This window comes from Achromobacter sp., from assembly GCF_049647645.1.
GTDB lineage: Bacteria > Pseudomonadota > Gammaproteobacteria > Burkholderiales > Burkholderiaceae_B > Achromobacter.
In genome coordinates, this window is sequence record NZ_JBARYB010000157.1 from 37,431 (window position 1) to 55,401 (window position 17,971).

Below are 17,971 nucleotides of genomic sequence, written 5' to 3' on the forward strand. Positions count from 1 at the left end.
CTGATTCCAGCCCTCTGGTCTCGACGGCGGGACGCCAATGCGCGACAGTGCCAGCTCCAGAACACCATGCCCGAGCCCAGGAGCCAACCATGAACGCAAGCAATGCCAGCGCCCAGTCCCGCGATGCCGGCCACTACATCCGCGGCAGCCTCGTCGACGGGACGGGCAGCCGCCAGCCCGTCTACAACCCGGCCACGGGCGCCGTCGCCAAGCAGGTGGCCCTGGCCACGCCAGACGAGGTGAACCGCGCCGTGGCCAGCGCCCGCGCGGCATTTCCCAAATGGGCGGACACCCCTCCCATCCGCCGGGCGCGCGTGCTGTTCAGGTTTCTTGAACTGATGAACAAGCACCGCGACGAACTGGCCCACCTGATCACTGCCGAGCATGGCAAGGTTTTCAGCGATGCGCAAGGCGAAGTCACGCGCGGCATCGACATCGTCGAGTTCGCTTGCGGCGTCCCCCAGCTCCTGAAGGGCGCCCACACCGAGCAGGTTTCCACCGGCATCGACAACTGGACGCTGCGCCAGCCGCTGGGCGTGGTGGCGGGGATCACGCCGTTCAACTTTCCGGTAATGGTGCCCATGTGGATGTTCCCCGTGGCCATCGCGGCGGGCAATACCTTCGTGCTCAAGCCCAGCCCCACCGATCCCAGCGCCTCCCTGCGCATCGCCGAGCTGCTGAGCGAGGCTGGCCTGCCGGATGGCGTGTTCAACGTGGTGCAGGGCGACAAGGTGGCGGTGGATGCGCTGCTGGAACACCCGGACGTAAAGGCCATCAGCTTCGTCGGCTCCACGCCCATCGCCAACTACATCTACGAAACCGGCGCCCGCCACGGCAAGCGCGTACAGGCCCTGGGCGGCGCCAAGAACCACATGGTCGTGATGCCGGATGCCGACATCGACCAGGCGGTCGATGCGCTGATCGGCGCCGGCTACGGCTCGGCCGGCGAGCGTTGCATGGCGATCAGCGTGGCGGTGCTGGTGGGCGACGTGGCCGACCGGCTGCTGCCCCTGCTGATCGAGCGCACCAGGACGCTGAAGGTCCTGGACGGCGAAAACCCGGCGGCCGAGATGGGTCCCATCGTCACCCGGGCCGCCCACGACCGCATCAGCGGCTACATCGACCTCGGCGTGCAGGAAGGCGCGCAGCTGCTGGTGGACGGCCGCGGCTTCCAGGGCTCGCAAGCGGGCGCAGGCTGCGGCGACGGCTTCTGGATGGGCGGCACGCTGTTCGACCACGTCACGCCCGACATGCGCATCTACAAGGAAGAAATCTTCGGCCCGGTGCTGGGCTGCGTGCGCGTGAAGGACCTGAAAGAGGCCGTCGATCTCATCAACGCCCACGAATTCGGCAACGGCGTGGCCTGCTTCACCCGCGACGGCAACGTGGCGCGCGAATTCGGCCGGCGCATCGAGGTGGGCATGGTGGGCATCAACGTGCCGATTCCGGTGCCCATGGCCTGGCACGGCTTCGGCGGCTGGAAGCGCAGCCTGTTCGGCGACATGCATGCCTATGGCGAGGAAGGCGTGCGCTTCTACACCCGACAGAAGTCCATCATGCAGCGCTGGCCCGAGAGCATCGGCAAGGGAGCCGAGTTCGCCATGCCGACGGCCAAGTAGCAGGCGTCCGCTTCACGAAGGCGAGACCCAGCCGCGATAGATGGCGCCCGCGCCAGCTATCGCGAGCAAGAGGAAGATGGCCCGCTTCAGCAGTTCCGGGGACACCCGGGTCCTGAGGCGCGAACCCCCATACAGGCCGATCAGCGCCACCGGCAGCAACACGGCGGCGGCGAACAGGATTTCCGGCTGCGCGTACAGTCCGGCGGCGCCGAAGGCCGCCGCCCGGATAAGCCCGCTCGCCAGGATGACCACCGAGATCGTGGCGCGGAACTGATCCAGCGCGTCGAGCCGGCGCGACAGATAGATGGTGTAGATCGGCCCCCCGGTCCCGAACAGCGCGCTGAAGATGCCGCCGAAGACGCCGAACGGCAGCGCCCAAAAAGTGTTCAACGGAGCCGCCGTCTTCGCCCGCGCGCCGCGCAGGCCCTTGATGCATACCGCCAGCACGAAGCTGCCCAGCAGTATCAAGGGCCAGCGGGCGCCGGCGTTGTGCAGCAGCGTGACGCCCAGCCCTATTCCGAGCAACAGCCAGGGAAACAGCCGCTTGAGCTCGACCAGGGACACGCGCCGCCAGTTGCTGCCGCCCACCAGCGCGGTACAGGCCAGATCGAACAGCACCACCAGCGGGACGGCGAATTGCAAGGGCATGAACTGGACCAGGACCGGCACGGCCACCATGGCCGCGCCGAATCCGGTCATCCCGAAGACGACGTAGGCGACCAGGACGACGGGAGCGGCGACAACAAGGGAATCGGGAGGCATGATGCGTGCAAGGTGAACATGAAAGATAGGGGCAGGCCTGTGAGCGCCACAGGCCTGGAACGTGGCCTCAGCTGGCGGTGATTTTCTTTTTTTCCACTAGCGCCTTCCACTTGGCCGACTCCCTGGCAATCTCGTCCCTGAGCTGGGCGGGCGGCACGATGGTCGCGGACATGCCCTGGTCCGCCAGATAGCGCTGCATGTTCGGCTGTTCGACCGCCGTCCTGGCATCGGCCAGCAGCCGGTCGACGGACGCCTGCGGCGTGCCTGCCGGCGCCAGCAGCGCGAACCAGCCGGTGAACTCGAAGCCCGGCACGCCGTCCTCCGCCGTGGTGGGCACGTGCGGCAGCAGCGCCGAGCGTTCCTTGCCGGTCACCGAAAGCGCCCGCAGACGCCCCCCCTTGAGCAGGGGCACGATGGCATTGATGTTGCCCACGGCGACTTCGATCACGCCCGCCATCAGATCCGTGTAGGCCGGGCCTTCGCCCTTGTATGGGACGTGCATGAGCTCGATGCCGGCCGCGTCGCTGAAGGCTTCCCCCGCCATATGCGTCTGGCTGCCCACGCCCGCGGACGAGAAGCTGAGCTTGCCCGGCCTGGCGCGGGCGTATTCGATCAGCTCCCGCGTGTTCTTGACGGGCAAGTTGGCGTTCACCGTGAGCACCATGGGCCCGTTGGCGACCTTGCCGATGGGGCTGAAGTCCGCCAGCGAATACGGCAGCTTGCTGTAGATGAATTGGTTGACCGTGAACATGCTGCCCGATGCGAGCAACAGCGTATAGCCGTCCGCCGGCGCGCTGGCGACGGCCTGCGCGCCCACGCTGCCGCCGGCGCCCGCGCGATTCTCGACGATCACGCTCTGCTTCAGGCCCTTGCCCAGCTCGGCCGCCAGCGCGCGGCCCAGCAGGTCGGTGGCGCCGCCCGCCGAAAACGGAACGACCATGCGTATGACCTTGTCCGATGGCCAGTCGGCTCGCGCCGGCAGGGCTAGAAACGGCGTAAGCGCCAGGCCACAGCCCAGCGTCTTGACGATGCGGCGGCGGGCATTATTGGGTTGAGTTTCGTCTTTCATGGTTTTGTCTCCTTCAGTTCGCGGGACGGCGCAGCCTGCCGGTTTTCGGCCAGCTGAAGATTCGCCAGGCAGCAACTGACCCTCGGGCCGATGGGCTCGATTTTTTGGGGCGTTGCGGTGTTTTTCTGCGGACTACTAGGCTGCTGAACTACAGGACTACGGGACTAGGGACTACTGGCCGGCGCCGGCCTGCTCCGTGATGTCGCGCTGGCCGGCGCAGACTGACTTCAATGCCTCGAGCAACAACTGCGTAAGATGGGCTCGCGGATTCTCCTTCGGCGCCAGGATGCCCAGCCGGCGCGTGACCGTCGGCGAGCCGAACGGAATGACGCGGATGCCCGGCGGAAACTCGTTCCTGCCGCGGCAGGCCGGCACCACCGACGCGCCCAGGCCATTGGCCACCATGGCGATCACGCCTTCCAGGTTGTCGATCTCCATGGCCGAACGCACCGTGATGCGCCTGCGCACCATCTCTTCCTGTACCAGGTGCCCCACGCGCGCCGAGCGGTTGAAGCGGACATAAGGGGTCTGCTCCAGGATCTCCTGGTCGCTGGCGCCCTTTACCGAACGATGCGCGATGACGACCAGCTGTTCCTCCACGAACGGCAGGAAGTCCAGGCCCGAGCGCGGCGCATCCGGTTCGGTCACGATCGCCACGTCCAGCTGGCGGTGATAGATGGCGCGCTCCAGGTCATGCGTGAGCCCGGTGGTGACGTGGACTTCCAGCCCATGCCCCTGCTTCTGCAAGTGGCGCAGGGCCAGCGGCAGCACGCCCGACACACAGGTATGGACGCTGCCCAGCCTGAGCAATCCCGAGGAGGTGCCTTTCTTCAGGGCGGCGCTCATGCTTTCCCAGTGGGCGATCAGGTCGCGCGCCCGGTGCACCAGCGCCAGGCCCGTGTCCGTGAGTATCGGCGGACGCCGGCTGCGATCGAAGATCGTGATGCCGAGCTCGTCCTCGAGCGCGCGGACCTGCATGCTCACCGCCGACAGCGACAGGCCGATGGTATTGCCAGCCTCGGCGAAGCTGCCGTGGTCTGCAATCGCGATCAGCGTGTAGAGCGTCCGGATGTCCATGCAAGGAGGTTCCTGGTGAAGACGAGCTTTATGGGAAGGAGGAGTATGCCGCGTCAGATGCCCAGCAGCCGCCGCGCATTGCCTCCCATGATTTTCCTGAGATTATCTTCCCGGATCGGCAAGGTCTCGAACCACTCTTTGTACCCCTGCACGGGGCAGAACGGGAATGAGCTGGCGTAGAGCATCCTGTCCGCAAGAAAGCCGTCGGCGGCCTTCAGGTATTCCTCCCAGCCCGGCATGCGGGAAAAGTACATGTCGGGCGACAGCCACAGATTCTGCCGCCTGAAGCCCAGATGCAGGATCTCGTTGACCCAGGGCCATCCGCCATGCGCGACCACGACGTTCAGGGCGGGGAAATCCGCCAGCACCCGGTCGGTCCGTATCGGGTCCGAATAGCTCAGGTCCGGGCCCGCCGTGCCCCCGACCATCATGATCACCGGAACGCCAAGATCCTCGCAGTGGCCATAGATCGGATAGAGGCGCCTGTCGTCGGCGTACATCGGTACCGGGTAGGAACCGGGTTCGATATTGATCAGCTTGAAGCCGTCCTCGACCGCCTGGCTGATGGTCTGGCATGCGCGCCGCCTGTCGGTGGGGTCTATCGACGCAGCGCCGATGAACCGACCCGGGTGTTCGGCCACGATGCCGCGCACATCCTCGTTGGATACGCTGCCCAGCACGCCTGCCAGCCGTCCGACGACCACGCCGCGGGCTACCCCCGCCGCATCCATCTCCTTGAGCAACAGCGCCATCGACTGCTGCTGCGCGGCAGCCGACGGCTCGAAGCCCACCGTCCGGGTAAAGCCGTCGCGGCGTTCTCCCGCCGAGTACATCAGCGTGTCCAGGAAGCCGCCCACGGGCGGCCGTAGCCTAAAGTCGATGATCATCAGAGTATTCCTGTCAGGTACACAGTTGCCGGGGCTGGTGCGCCGCCGCGCCTACATCACTTCATCCTTGCGGTCGTCCGTCTCGCCATAGCGGTGCAAGGCAGGCGGCTTCAAGCCGGCATAGAGCTTCTCGATGCCCGCATTGATGACTTCGGCATGCTGGGCAAAGAGCGAGTTGCCCTCAAGGTCGCTCTCGACGATGAAGGGTCCGAAGTTCTCGACCTCGAACAGCCACATGGCCTGCGCGATGCCCAGTTCATCCAGCCAATGCACTTCGCGCACCCGCTTGATGCCGCGGCCCAGCAAGGCGCCCGTGCCATAGCCCACGGTGGTCAGGTAGATCGCGCCGCCCGGCGCCAACACCTGCTTGTAGTCGTCGGCGGGCATGCCACCCTTGCCGATCAGGATGCGGCAGCCGGTCTCCTCCAGCCAGCGGGGGATCCACTTGGAGAAGCGGAACGAGGCGGTGGCGGTGACGGCGCCCACGTTGTAGCCGCCGTGGCCGTCCGGCGCCGCGGCCGGCGAGCAATGGAAGTTGACGTTGCTGAGGGAGCGCAGGTCCACCGGCAGCGGCAGGCCCTGGTCCAGCACCTTCTTGTAGACGCCTTCGCGGGCCGTGTAGACCACGCCATTCAGATACACGGCCGCGCCAAGTTCAAGCTTGGCGATGTCCTCGCGCTTGGCGGGCAGGTCCAGATGAAAGACCTTGATGTCGTCGTCGTTGCTTACCATTCGACCGTCTCCCGGCGCAGGTAGGGCGTGAACCACTGGGGATCGGTGCGGTATTCGATCTTCCCGTTGGCATGGATCCGCGCGGTGGCGCGGCGCGAAGACAGGCAGAAGGTATGCAGGCTGATGGGCATGCCTCCGGTATGGGTGTAGCCGCACTCGATATGGCAGTCGACCACCATGCCGGAGCCCACGAAGCCCATGGCGCCCATGCCGATGGAATTTCCCAGCCGCATCAGTTCCAGTTCCAGTTCCGCCACCTTGGGGTCCGGGTTGCGGTCCCCCACCGTACGCAGACAGGCAGCCTGCTTGCCCAGCTGCATGCAGGTGTCCTTGGATCCGCCCAGCCCGATGCCGACGATGGCCGGCTGACAGGCCAGCCCACGCTTGCCGAAGGCGATCAGCGTGTCCAGCACGAAGCGCTTGATGCCGTCTATGCCATCGCCGGGAAACAGCATGCGGTAGTCGGTGCCGAACAGGCCGCCCTTGTGCACGGTGGTAATTTCTATCCAGTCGGTATCGGGTTCGAACGACCATTCGATCTCGGGCGCATTGATGCCGACGTTGTTATTGTGGTCGGTGCGCCAGAGCGGATGCACGCGGTTGGGCCGCAGCGGAATGCTGACCGTGGCCTCGGCCGTGGCATGGCGCAGCGCGCGCTCCACGGCGACGAAGCCGCTGTCGACCGAAGCGTTGTTGCCCACCTTGACGTAGTAGCGCGGCAGGCCGGTGTCGGCGCACATGGGCCTCCGGTCCTGGTCGGCGGCCTCCCAGTTGTCCACCATGGCATGGATGACGAAGCGCGGCAGCTTGCCGGTTTCCTTCTTCTGCAGTTCCTGGATGCCTTGCTTGTAGTCGACCGGAATCTCGATGGCCGCCCGGCGCATGATCTCCAGCGCCGCCTCTTCCACTTTTTGTACGGGGATGCTCATGATGGGATGTGCCTCAGCTCTGGGGAATGCCCGCCTCGCCCTCTATGAGCGATTCGCCGGGTTTTACGATGTCGAAGGAAACCGGAACCATCTCCAGCGCCACCTCGCCGTCCTGCGCGCTCACGCGCGTGTAGCGGCTGGTGTGCAGGTCTCCGGCTTCGGGAAAGTCCTCGCGGTAATGCGCGCCGCGGCTGTTTTCGCGCGCCAGCGCCGAGACCGTGATGACCTTGGAAATGTCGACCAGGCTTTCCATGTTGAGCCAGTCGTGCCAGGTGAGGTTGTAGCGGCGATCACCGTCCGCCACGCCGATGTCGCGCAAGGCGGCGCGGTGACCGGCGATGGCGTCCAGGCCATGCTCCATCGCCTGGCGGCGGCGCAGCACGCCGACGTCGTCCCACATGGTTTGCGAGAGCGCGTCGCGCAACTCGTGGATGCGCCCAGTTGGCCGGGAAAACGGGAACTCGGCGCGTTCGATGCCGCGCGCGATGATGCGCTGGTCCGGGTCGCGCCACTGGCCGGACGTGGCGACATAGGCGGCCATCGCGTCGCCTGCGATGCCGCCGAACACCGTGGAATTGGCCACGCCGTTTCCGCCCAGGCGATTGGCGCCGTGCACGCCGCCGCAGTCTTCGCCGGCCGCGTAGAGCCCCGGGGAGGCCGTCGAGCCGTCCACGTTGAATTCGACGCCGCCCATCAGGTAATGGGCCGTCGGCACCACTTCCACCTTGCCGCCCGCCAGGTCGAAACCGCAATCCTTGCAGCGGTTGACCATGCCAGGAAAGGTCTTGGCCACCTTTTCCGGGCCCAGATGACTCATCTGGATATAGACCCCGCCCATCGGGCCTGTGCGTCCGGCGCGCATTTCGGCGTAGATGCCGCGGCTGACCACGTCGCGCGTGGCCCGTTCGCCGCGCTTGTCGTAATTGGCCATGAAGCGCTCGCCGTCGCCGTTGAGCAGATAGCCGCCCGCCCCGCGCAGCCCTTCCTCCAGCACCGTACCCGTCATGCGGGTATCGGGGCCGCCCAACAGGCCGGTGGGATGGAACTGCACCATCTCCATGTCCCGCAGCTTCAAGCCGTAGCGCAGGGCCATGGCCAATCCGTCGCAGGTCTTGTCGCCGGAGGGCGTGTGATAGCGGTACATCGTCGGCCCGGCCCCGGTGGCCAGAAGCACGGCCTTGGCCTGGATGAATCGATAGGCGCCCGTCCGCATATCGATGAACAGCACGCCCGAGATGCCGGAACCGTCGGCGGCCGGAATCAGCTCGATGGCGCGATGCTCTTCCAGCTCATCGACGTCCAGCGCCCGTACCTGCTCCATCAGGCGGTTGATGATCTCGATGCCCGTCAGGTCGGCCTTGTGCACGGTGCGGTCGAAGCTCTGGCCGGCAAACGCCTTGGAATGCAGCGTGCCATCGGGATTGCGGTCGAAGAAACAGCCGATCTCGTTTTCCAGCTCGCGCACCCGTTCGACGGCGCCTTCGACCAGGCGCCAGGCCAGGTCCTGGCGCGGCAGCCATTTGCCGCCCTCGATGGTGTCCATGAAGTGGCGTTCCACCGAGTCGCCCGCAGCCAGCGCGACGTTGTAGCCGCCCTGGACCATGCGGGTACAGCCGCATTTGCCCAGCAGGCCCTTCACGGTCACCGTCACCTGCAGCGACGGATTCGCCTTCTTGGCATGCAGCGCCGCGAACAGGCCCGCGCCACCGGTGCCCAGCACCAGGATGTCCGTCTTGTAGTTCTCGATCCGCATCTCAGATCACTCCAGCGATGAAAACCAGGCCCGTCGCCATGGAAACCGCAAAGCCCCACCCGATCCAGGCGATGCGCGCATCGCGCGGCGACCTCCAGGGCAACAGCTCCAGCGCGAGCAGGCGCAGCCCGAAGAACATGTGCAGGGTCAGCAGCAGCACCAGCCCCCATTCGCCGAACTTCATCGCCGGCATGTCGGCAAGCTTGAGGAATCCATCCAGCCGCGCCTGGTCCAGCGCCATCGCCAGCACATAGAAGTGGGCCGGCAGGAACAGGGCCAGCGCCAGGCCGGAGAGACGATGCCCGAGGAAGGCCCAATACGCCTGATGATTGCGCGCGGATTTCATTGCATCAGCCCTCCCACCGCCGCGACGGCGCGCACGCCCAGGATGAGCAACCCCAAGCCGAACGCCAGTCCGACCGTGGACGCCGCGCCGCGGCCCAGCCGCAGCCATTCGATCAGGATATTGCGCACGCCGATCGGCACGTGGACCGACACGCTCAACACGAACAGGCCGTAGAACACGATCCAGAACCAGTTGCCCTGCGTGCGCGAAAGGATCTCGCCCGCGGTCAGGCCGCCGCGCACGGCATAGATGACCAGCCCCACGTGCACCAGGACAAAGGGCGCCATCACCATCGCCGTCAGGCGCTGGAGCGCAAAAAGACGAGCCTCCATGTCAGCCCCCCTTGAGCAGGCTGAAGATGGCACTGCGCTTCAACCCCGCTATGCTGCCGGTGGGGCTGAGGCTTACCGGACAGTGCTTCATGCAGCTGCCCTGGGTATGACAGGAGTTGCAGCCGCTGCCTGAGGTGGCCTTGCGCAGCACGTCCTTGGGGTCGGCATGCCGTTCGTCATTGAACAGCGTCCACGCCCGGTTCAGGGCGGCGGGGCCCAGGTAGTCCTTGTCCCAGGACACCACGTCACAGGCCGCGTAGCACACGCCGCAGTTGATGCACTCGATGGCCGCGTCGGCCTGCTTGCGCTTCTTGCTCTGCGGCGACACCAGCGCCGGCGGATCATTGCGCGTGGCCGTGCCGACGAAGGTATTGCCGGCGCGCGCCCACTTCTGGAAGAACTCGCTCATGTCGACGACGAGATCCTTGATCCGCGGCATGTTGCGCATGGGTTCGATCACGATCACCCCGTTTTCCTCGACGCGGCTCACGTGGGTCCGGCAGGTCCAGCGGGGTTTGCCGTTGACCGTCATCGCACAGGACCCGCACACGCCGACGCGGCAGGCGTAGCGGTACGAGAGGTTCGGCTCCTGGGTGCGCTGCACTTCGGTCACCACATCCAGCACCGTCTGGTTCTCCCGCCACGGCACCGAATAAGTGGAATAGCTTCCATCTTCGGTTCCCCGGGAGATGCGGACCGTGAGTTGTCTCTGATTCGTGGAGTTCTTGGTATCCATTTTCCGCCCTCGGACGACACCTTGCGTCCATGAACAGAATTCTGAATCTCGCGTATTAGTGAATCAATATGGATTTGGTTGATATTTTTTGAAGTTATTTTTGGCCCATTCAGAGGGTGCGCCGAACGATCCCGCGCCTGCCGCGCCGCGGCATCTTCAATGGATGGCGATCACTGGGCGCATCAAGACCGCTGTCAGGCAAGAATCGGGGCAAGCCGGTAGAACCCAATGCGCCTCAAAAAGCATCTTTTGAAAAATTGGGTATACTTCGCCCTCGCTTGCCGGCACCGCCCCAAATCGTGGATGGCGCAAGGCACGCAAATGCGGGAGTAGCTCAGTTGGTAGAGCGCAACCTTGCCAAGGTTGAGGTCGCGAGTTCGAGACTCGTCTCCCGCTCCAAATTCGGATTTGCAGCATCTTTGCCTGCTGCAGACCATCAAGCCGTCGATATCGACGCCGTCAGCGCGTTCTCCCCCAAAAGAATCCCGCCATCGATTGGCCCTTCGCATTCAACGCCGGCCTCCGACAGCGGCAAGCGACGCTCTCCGCGCATTCGGTTTGCGAATAAAAAAATCCCCGAATTTTCATTCGGGGATTATCAGGACTTGCATTACGCCGTCTTATCGTCCACGGCTTCTTGCGAAATTCAATAATCGCTGTGTGGTCAGGCCGTGATGCTTACTTGATCTCGGTCCAGGCTTGGTCCCAAGCCAGTCCGGTGCCCGGCGCGTAGTACATCGGCGACTGGCTGCACCAGCCGGTATAGGGCCAGGGCTTGCACTCGAAGGTCTTGCCGACGTTCGAAACCTTATCGCCGGCCTCGTACGACGCGCCCGGCTTGTAGGCCGGGTGTGCGCCGGACTCGCCGCCTTCGTTGCCGCCGCCGGGTTGCTCTTGCTTCTTGACCAGCACGGAGTGCGAGGCGCTGGACGAGCCCTTTTCGTTTGTGACCTTGACGGTGAACAAATAGGTCTTGTCCTGTGCCAGGACAGGAGCCGTAAAGCCCAGCTCAACCTGGTTCAACGCGGATGCGGTGATGCCAGCCGGAACGGTCCATTGGTATTTCAGCTTGCCGCCGCCATTGCTCGAACCCTTGGCCGACAGCGAAACCGCGTCGCCAGCCTCGGCCGACGCCGGACCGGTCAGGTCGGCCTTGGGCGGGTTCACCGTCACGGGCGGCGGCGTCACGGGCTCCGGAGTCTTCTGGTCGATCGCGAAACCCACCTTCTTGTTCAGGCCATAGACCTGGTTCTCGGTGTCGCTTTGCTGCGGCACGACCTGGCCGTTGGATTGCATCTTGCCGACCTTGACGACGGAGGACTTGTTGTTGACCTCCTTGGCCAGCGAGAACATCCACTGGGCGGCCTTTTCCTCACCCGCCTTGACGACGATGGAATGGCTTTCCAGGTCACCGGTACGCTTCAAGTCGAACAGTCGCAGCGTCATCTCCGTGCCGCTTTGCACCTGGCCGCCTTGCAGCGCGCCGCTGGCTTGCCATTGGACGTTCGCGGGCATCACTTCCACGTTCGAGCACGAGTAGAAGCCTTCGGCGTTGTCATTGGGGTCGCGTTGCCAAACGCTGTAGATCACGCGCTTGCCGGTGAAGTGCGCCGGAATCTTGACGTCCAGCGGAGTGATGGCGCCCATTTCGGGACGCGGCAGCGCGCCGGAATCACCGATCAGTTCCAGGTCGTCCCAGCGCAGGCCGCGCGCGGGATCGTAGCTGTCCTTGCTGATGTAAGTCCTGAAGTACGTGGTGACGTGCGAGGCGGTCTGCTTGTATTTGAAGGTAGCACGGCCGTTGGCGTCGGGAGTGACGACCGTGGTGGGCCATTCGTGGTTGGCGTCCAGCTCCTTCCAGCTTTCCTTGCCGCCCGCGCACAACAGCCCATCAGGGATGAGATCTTTGTGGTTGTCCTTGACGCCCAGAATCGCATTGGACATCCAGCTGCCCACGATCGGGGTGATCTCGCCGCAACCCGAATGCTTGGGATTATTCCAGGGGGTGTCGAGCGTATTGCAACCGTATTCGCGGCTGGGCGGATCGATCATCGAGCCGTGGGCCGACACCGACGTGGGTGCCATGGCCATCAGTACGGCCTGAGTCAGGGCCGCGACCGGCAGCGCCAGCTTGCCTGCCGCACCGCGCAATTGAGAGCTAATCATAATGAATCCTTTTTTTCAGTGGATATTCCGCAAAAATAAATAAATAAAATTCGCGAAACGCCACCATTATTTCAACCCCTCCCCTTCCGCCAAACCTTTCTCAAAACACTATTAAAGATAGCGCAAGAAAAAAACAACAAATCAAATATCTGACAAGACAAATAAATAATCAAAACTTATTCAATAATAAAAAAAGGCGCCCTTCAGGCGCCTTCTCATGGCATGGCGTCAAGCCTGGATCGAAGCGCCGTGCTGGCATCGTCCCGACGCCCTTCGTGGACTGCGCCCGCAATCAAGGGGAACGTCAAGGAGAAAACACTGCCGACATTGGGTCTGGATTTCACCGATATCCATCCCCCATGCGCATCAGCCACCGTCATGACCAGCACCAGCCCCAAGCCCACGCCCTCGCTACCGCGCCGCCCATCGGACTGCACCTGGTAGAACGCCTGGCAAAGCCTGGGGAACTCGACATCGGAAATGCCGATCCCTTGATCCGCGATGCTGACCCGTCCCAGGCTGCCCTGACGCTGCACGGACAGCGTGATGCGCGAAGACGCTTCCGAATACTTGATGGCGTTATCCAGCAAGTTTCCGACGGCCCGCAGCAACATGCAGTAATCGCCCGACACCCATAACGCCTCGACGCATTCCTGCACCCGGATGTCGATGCCTTTGCGCTCTGCCAGCAGTGCACTCCGATCCGCGGCCTCGCGCCCCAGGTCCTGCAGGGAAACGGGTAGAAAATTGTCCCGATCCAAGCGCTCGGCGCGCGACAGGTAGGTGAAGTCCTGCGCGACCGACAGGCTGTACTGAACCAGATCTCGAACGGATTCCACGAAATCATCCTGCCCGGGATCCTCGCGTTCGGCGCTCTTGTTTTCGATCAGGGCCAGAACGGTGGACAAGGGGCTACGCAGGTCATGCATCATTTGCAGCATCACCTCGCGATCCCCCCCGGTGTCCTGCTCATCGCGCTGTTCGCTGCCCTGCGCTGCAGCGTCATGTACCGTAGCCCGCTCTGTCGCCTGCTCGCTGCGGGCGCTGCGCTGGGCCGCCAGGCGCCAATTCATCACGCAGAAGTAAGCCAGCATGCCGCCCAGCAAAGGGGCGATCACCGGAGTCCAGCGGCGCGCCGTCATGACCACGAACGCCGCCACCAGCCAGAATCCTATCAACCAGGCCAGCGCCCAGATGCGCAGCCGCGATTGCCCAGACATCACGCAGATCAGCGCCAGACACGCCAGAATGCCGAAATCGGCAAGCACGCCAAATGCGGCGGCGATAAGCGTGCGTTCGCCGCTGGGCATGGCAAAGCACAACAAGATAATGCCCAGATTGCAGGACAACAGCGCATCGTTCTGTCTGGCGCCCAAGCGCATACAGGGCTGGAGGAGCAGTTTCATAATCATTCTGAAAGCAAATGGCGCAGGCAAGCCAGCCGCGCCAAGGGGACGCGGCCGAGGGGTTTCAGGAGGGAAAGATGGGGCGGCAAGACCCGAACAGACTGCATCCCGCTGGATGCCACCGCCAGTTCGCCGGGCTTAATACACCCGCTCCAGGCGATAGCCGTAGTTGTATACCGTGGCGATCACATATCCGTTGCGTGACCGCAGCCCCAATAACGAGCGCAAGTTGCTGACATAGGTAGCCAGGCTGGCGTCGTACTTGCGATCCGCCGCTCCCCAAATGCGCTGGATCAATGCGTCTTTGGTCATGATGCGGCCGGGGTTGCTGAACAGCAGCGTGGCCAGATCAAACTCCCTGGTCGGCAGATTGACCTGGCGTCCGTCCACGATCAGGGTCTTGGCCTCCAGGTTGAACGCAAAGTGCCCAACCCGGAATTGCGATGCGGCGGCCTCCCCGCGTTGCGACTTGCGCAGTTGGGCCGCCATGCGGGCCAGCAATTCGCGTTCGCGCACGGGCTTTTGCAGATAATCGTCCGCACCCACGTTAAGGGCCTGGACAATGCTATCTTCGTCATCGCGCTGCGTGACCATCAAGATGGGCAAGCCAGGTAGCAGATTGGTGCGGGCCCACCTCAGGACGGACAGCCCGGACATGCCCGGCACGCCCCAATCAAGCAGCACAACGTCCACGATCTGCTGCTGCAACAAGGCGATGAAACTGTCTCCATCAGCCCGGGAAAATGCTCGATGGCCGTGATTCTGCAGTAGTTTGGTCAGCCACTCCACTTGAGCGGGCGAGTCTTCCAGAATGGCGACAATCATTCAACAGCTATCTTCCAAACCGCGCGTTCCGGATGACCATTTATTATTCCGGCAATCACTTTAACGCTCCCTCGGAAATATGCTCTCATGAAGAATTAGCCACAACAATAGGAAATATCCCAAAGTAAAACGCAAAAATACACTGTCATATTATTGAAATAATTTTCGAATTTCAGATTCTCTCAATAAATACGAATTTCCAATCTTGATAGCTGGACTTGCCGGACAGGTCGCCAAGCGCGGCGTCGAAACCGTCTTGCTTCAGCGGCGTGTCCGTGGACAAGCTGTACACCCCCATGATTCCTCCGTCCGGAGACTTGACGAGCCCCCACTCCTTTCCCCCCGTCGCTGGATCCTCATAGATGCGGCGCAAATGGCGGCGCGTGAACGACACTCGATCATCCTTGAGCAGGGCGTCCAGCGTCTTGGGGTAAGCGGGCGCGGTACCCGACCGGTAATAGGACGCCAGCGCCCGCTGGAACTGCTGGCCTACAAAAAGCAGCTGGGCTTCTTGTTCGCGCACCTTCTGCGTGCGCCAGGGCTGAGCGACCGCAGACAGGCCCGTGGCAACCCCCAACACCAGCATCAGAATCGTCAGATACGCGGAGCCCCCCTGCCTGCCGGCATAGCGGCTACCAGCTTGCATAATCCAACCCGTCCAGCGCCTTGCCCTTCGCGCCGCTGATCACGTCGTTCACGCCGCTCGCCTCGCCTGTCTGCGCTTTCCAGCTATCGCGGCGCCCCGTGATGGGATCCATGGGCATTTCACGCAAGTAGTGGTCCGAGACCAGCTTGTCCAAGTTGTCCGGATTGTCACCATGATCCGCGCGGTAATCGTCAAGCGCATGCCGGATGGATTGCAGGTTGTGCCGCAACACGGTTTCGCGCGCACGGTCGTTGCTTTTGAAAAAGGACGGCGCCACCAGCGCCATCAACACCCCGATGATCGCCAGAACCGCCATTAATTCGATCAACGTGAACCCCGCGCAACCGCGCCTACCACTCTTTGTACGGAACGCCATTAATACCCTCACGGTGACTTTTGGATCGCACGTCGAACACATCGCGCCCGGAGGCAAACGACTCGGCGGAACTGTCATAGCTTCTGACTTCCCAGGTATCGGCAGGATTCCGCCCTTCGCAGTGTTCACACATGGGATCGGCCGGCAACCTGCGCAGGAAATACAACTTGCCGCCATTGGGATCAGTCTTATTTGGCACGCCCTTGACCAGGGAAGCCAGATCGGGGGGATAGCCACTACGGTCCAGCGACTTATCGATCTTTCCTTCCTGACTGGCCTGGTAGTACCGGTCGATCGCATTGCGGATGACCTGCAGGCTGTGCCGCAGTTCGCTTTCCTGCCCGCGCCGCTTGATCAGGGTCGAAATCGGCAGCGCCACGCTCAGCAACAAGGCAAGTAGCGCCACGGCCGCCATCATCTCAATCAGCGTGAATCCCGATTGTTTGCACATGTCGGCCCCTATAGCGGCGGCTTGGTCAGCGCCGCATCCAGCGGCGGCGCGCTGACGGCGGGCGCGACGGGCGCTCGGGTGGTCAGCGGCGCCACCGTGACGCGCAACTCCGTGCCCGACGGGAAGTAGCTGTCGGACGCGGGCGGCAGCGCCATCGCGCGTTCGATATGCGGGGTCAGCAGCAGCACGATTTCCGTGTCCTGGTCCGTTTTTTTCTGTCCGCCAAACAAGCTTCCCAGCCAACCCAGAACGCTCAGGCCCGGCAGGCCGCTGCTGCCGCGCGTCTGCTGCTGATTGACCAGCCCGGCCAGCACCTGGGTTTCGCCGTCGCGCGCCGTCATCACGGTCTCGGCATTGCGCGTGCTCATCGGATAGACAATGCCGCCACCCGCCGTTTTGACTTCGCCCTTCAAATTGCTGACTTCCATGCTGACCTTGACGCTGACCTCGTTATTCAGGCTGATGCGCGGTTCGACTTGCAGGCTCAGGCCCACGTCTTGGTAGTTGACCGATTCCGTCACCACGCCGTTGGCATTCGTGGTGGTCACGACCGGCACTTTTTCACCGATTTTTATGCTGGCCTTCTCCAAGTTGCGCACACGGATCTTGGGATTGGCCAGCACCTTGGTCTTGCCGCGCTTCTGCAGCAGGTTCAGAGCGGCCGACAGATCGTTGCGGCTGCCCACGCCGATCTTGTCCTGGTTCAGGTGCAACAGATCGCCCACCGTGATCTTGCCGTTCTCGTTCTGGGACAGGATGGAAAAACGCAGATCGCTGGGATAGTCCACGCCCACTTCCAGTTCATCGGTGGCGTTGACTTCCAACACCCGCACATCCATCGTCACTTCCGACTGGGCAATGTCCAGCGCGGCCACCACCCGTTCCGCCACGGCCATCACTTCCGGCGTATCCCGGACCAACACCGCATTCGCGCGCTCGTCCAGATGCACATTCTTCGGCGCGGTAATTTGCCGCAACGCGGCCAACACCTGCGTCGCATCGGCCTGGTTCAGGTAGAACACGCGCACCATGAGCTCGCGGTATTCCTTTTCCTTGTCTGCACGCGACGGGTAGATCAACAGGCTGTGCTCATCCAGCACCCGCTTTTCCAGCTGATTGGTGCGCAGCAGCAGATTGATCGCATCCTCGGCCGTGGTTTTCTTGGCCATGATGCTGGCCGCCGTGGCGGTCTCCACATCGGGATCCAGCACAAAGTCCACGCCAGCCGCCAGCGAAATGGCGTCAAGAATCTGCACGATGGGCTGCGCCTTGAAATTCAGCGAGACCGGCTTGCGCAACGCGTCCGCCAGCCTGGGGCGGGCAGCGCTTCGGACAACGTCACGGCGCTGCAACTGGCTGCGCAGGGCCTCCGCCTGCGCGAACCCGGGCTGTTCTTGCAAGATGCGATCGACCTTGTCCAGCGCTTCGGCCGGATGATCGAACTGCAGCCGGTTCGCCTCCGCCAAATCCTGCCGCAGATGCATGCGTTGCTCCAGCTGCGCATTCAACTGCTGGGCGCGCATATGGCCAGGGCTGACGGCCAACAGCTCCATCACGTCGTTCAGCGCGGCCTGATCATCGCCCGCATCCATCTTGGACCGGATACGTTGAAGGATCTCACGTTCCAGCGTCACGCTGCCGCTCGTCACGTTCTTGCTGGCTTCGATATCGCCAGGGTTCTTCGCCAGCGCGGCGCGGGCCATGGAAAGACGTTCGGCGGCCGTGGGCGGCGGATCGTCGCCAAACGCTTTTTTCAGCGCGGCGGGCGCTGTGCATCCGCCCATCGCCATGCTCGCGGCAAGGGCCAGTACGACGGGTTTTAGATTCATGATGTCCTTACCATTCCTGAAATGAATTAC

General features: G+C 63.3%; 18 protein-coding genes and 1 tRNA gene. 2 read left to right on the plus strand and 17 right to left on the minus strand.

Annotation, left to right across the window (positions count from 1 at the left end):
• The first annotated feature begins 89 nt into the window (after nucleotides 1-89).
• Nucleotides 90-1,619: a CoA-acylating methylmalonate-semialdehyde dehydrogenase gene (locus tag WBB14_RS18455; protein ID WP_424241104.1), complete on the plus strand. Its 1,530-nt coding sequence runs from the start codon at nucleotides 90-92 to the stop codon at nucleotides 1,617-1,619.
• A 12-nt stretch (nucleotides 1,620-1,631) separates the two neighbouring features.
• Here WBB14_RS18455 and WBB14_RS18460 read toward each other — a convergent pair whose 3' ends face one another.
• The 10 genes from WBB14_RS18460 to WBB14_RS18505 form a co-directional block, all read right to left on the minus strand.
• A complete protein-coding gene (locus WBB14_RS18460) occupies nucleotides 1,632-2,381 on the minus strand; it encodes a sulfite exporter TauE/SafE family protein (protein ID WP_424241105.1) in 750 nt (249 codons plus the stop codon).
• A 67-nt stretch (nucleotides 2,382-2,448) separates the two neighbouring features.
• Nucleotides 2,449-3,450: a Bug family tripartite tricarboxylate transporter substrate binding protein gene (locus WBB14_RS18465; RefSeq protein ID WP_424241106.1), complete on the minus strand. Its 1,002-nt coding sequence runs from the start codon at nucleotides 3,448-3,450 to the stop codon at nucleotides 2,449-2,451.
• Nucleotides 3,451-3,621: 171 nt separating this feature from the next.
• Complete coding sequence (locus WBB14_RS18470; RefSeq protein WP_424241107.1) at nucleotides 3,622-4,527, minus strand: LysR substrate-binding domain-containing protein; 906 nt, start codon at nucleotides 4,525-4,527, stop codon at nucleotides 3,622-3,624.
• A 53-nt stretch (nucleotides 4,528-4,580) separates the two neighbouring features.
• On the minus strand, nucleotides 4,581-5,414 hold the full coding sequence (locus tag WBB14_RS18475) for an amidohydrolase family protein (RefSeq protein WP_424241108.1): 834 nt from the start codon (nucleotides 5,412-5,414) through the stop codon (nucleotides 4,581-4,583).
• Between the two features lie 51 nt (nucleotides 5,415-5,465).
• Nucleotides 5,466-6,146: a fumarate hydratase C-terminal domain-containing protein gene (locus WBB14_RS18480; RefSeq protein ID WP_424241109.1), complete on the minus strand. Its 681-nt coding sequence runs from the start codon at nucleotides 6,144-6,146 to the stop codon at nucleotides 5,466-5,468.
• On the minus strand, nucleotides 6,140-7,075 hold the full coding sequence (locus tag WBB14_RS18485; RefSeq protein WP_424241110.1) for a fumarate hydratase: 936 nt from the start codon (nucleotides 7,073-7,075) through the stop codon (nucleotides 6,140-6,142). The genes WBB14_RS18480 and WBB14_RS18485 overlap by 7 nt, the downstream gene beginning before the upstream one ends.
• A gap of 13 nt (nucleotides 7,076-7,088) precedes the next feature.
• Nucleotides 7,089-8,828, minus strand: coding sequence for an L-aspartate oxidase (locus tag WBB14_RS18490; RefSeq protein ID WP_424241111.1), 1,740 nt, complete (start codon nucleotides 8,826-8,828; stop codon nucleotides 7,089-7,091).
• A 1-nt stretch (nucleotide 8,829) separates the two neighbouring features.
• Nucleotides 8,830-9,174 (minus strand): succinate dehydrogenase, encoded by a 345-nt coding sequence (locus tag WBB14_RS18495; RefSeq protein WP_424241112.1) that lies wholly within the window; start codon nucleotides 9,172-9,174, stop codon nucleotides 8,830-8,832.
• The gene (locus WBB14_RS18500) at nucleotides 9,171-9,506 is read right to left on the minus strand and encodes a succinate dehydrogenase (RefSeq protein WP_424241113.1); all 336 of its coding nucleotides are present in this window, start codon (nucleotides 9,504-9,506) and stop codon (nucleotides 9,171-9,173) included. Before WBB14_RS18500 ends, WBB14_RS18495 begins: the two co-directional genes overlap by 4 nt.
• Nucleotide 9,507: 1 nt before the next feature.
• On the minus strand, nucleotides 9,508-10,242 hold the full coding sequence (locus WBB14_RS18505; RefSeq protein ID WP_424241114.1) for a succinate dehydrogenase/fumarate reductase iron-sulfur subunit: 735 nt from the start codon (nucleotides 10,240-10,242) through the stop codon (nucleotides 9,508-9,510).
• A gap of 323 nt (nucleotides 10,243-10,565) precedes the next feature.
• Between WBB14_RS18505 and WBB14_RS18510 the strand changes: the two genes are divergently transcribed.
• Nucleotides 10,566-10,641: transfer RNA gene (locus tag WBB14_RS18510), tRNA-Gly, on the plus strand.
• 279 nt (nucleotides 10,642-10,920) lie between these two features.
• Here the strand turns inward: WBB14_RS18510 and WBB14_RS18515 are convergent.
• The 7 genes from WBB14_RS18515 to WBB14_RS18545 form a co-directional block, all read right to left on the minus strand.
• Complete coding sequence (locus tag WBB14_RS18515; protein WP_424241115.1) at nucleotides 10,921-12,408, minus strand: lytic polysaccharide monooxygenase; 1,488 nt, start codon at nucleotides 12,406-12,408, stop codon at nucleotides 10,921-10,923.
• A 215-nt stretch (nucleotides 12,409-12,623) separates the two neighbouring features.
• Entirely contained in the window at nucleotides 12,624-13,820 is a 1,197-nt protein-coding gene (locus tag WBB14_RS18520; RefSeq protein ID WP_424241116.1) for a sensor histidine kinase, read from the minus strand.
• Nucleotides 13,821-13,952: 132 nt separating this feature from the next.
• A complete protein-coding gene (locus tag WBB14_RS18525; RefSeq protein WP_424241117.1) occupies nucleotides 13,953-14,639 on the minus strand; it encodes a response regulator transcription factor in 687 nt (228 codons plus the stop codon).
• Nucleotides 14,640-14,811: 172 nt separating this feature from the next.
• Nucleotides 14,812-15,285, minus strand: a complete 474-nt coding sequence (locus WBB14_RS18530; protein ID WP_424241118.1) for a type II secretion system protein — start codon at nucleotides 15,283-15,285, stop codon at nucleotides 14,812-14,814.
• Nucleotides 15,272-15,661 carry a type II secretion system protein gene (locus WBB14_RS18535; protein WP_424241119.1) on the minus strand — a complete coding sequence of 130 codons (390 nt, stop codon included), beginning with the start codon at nucleotides 15,659-15,661 and terminating at the stop codon, nucleotides 15,272-15,274. Before WBB14_RS18535 ends, WBB14_RS18530 begins: the two co-directional genes overlap by 14 nt.
• Nucleotides 15,636-16,112, minus strand: coding sequence for a type II secretion system protein (locus WBB14_RS18540; RefSeq protein ID WP_424241120.1), 477 nt, complete (start codon nucleotides 16,110-16,112; stop codon nucleotides 15,636-15,638). The genes WBB14_RS18535 and WBB14_RS18540 overlap by 26 nt, the downstream gene beginning before the upstream one ends.
• Nucleotides 16,113-16,120: 8 nt before the next feature.
• Nucleotides 16,121-17,941 (minus strand): type II secretion system protein GspD, encoded by a 1,821-nt coding sequence (locus tag WBB14_RS18545; protein WP_424241121.1) that lies wholly within the window; start codon nucleotides 17,939-17,941, stop codon nucleotides 16,121-16,123.
• Between the last annotated feature and the right edge of the window lie 30 nt (nucleotides 17,942-17,971).